Here is a 326-nt window from a genome sequence, read left to right on the forward strand (position 1 = left end):
GGCCTGTGCCTTGCAGGGTGGTGTCGTCCACGATGTAGGGTGTGTAATGCTCGGTGTAGCCGTGTTTCAGCGTGTGCGTATCGAGCATGAATTGCGCCAGCGCGCGGCGCAGGCGGGCGATTTGACCTTTCATGACGGTAAAGCGCGCGCCGGAGAGTTTCGCGCCGCCTTCGAAATCCAAGCCCAAAGGTTCGCCCAAATCGACATGGTCTTTGATTTCAAAGTCAAATTCGCGCGGCGTGCCGACTTTGCGGACTTCGACGTTTTCGGTTTCGTCTTTACCGACAGGCACGCTTTCGTGCGGCAGGTTGGGAATGCTCAACAAC

Annotated in this window: 1 pseudogene; it reads right to left on the reverse strand. The window is 57.4% G+C overall.

The features are described from left to right. Nucleotides 1-326: pseudogene (locus tag ACTHS3_RS17500) on the reverse strand (serine--tRNA ligase); the annotation flags it as partial.

This window comes from Neisseria sp. P0009.S007 (assembly GCF_051962515.1).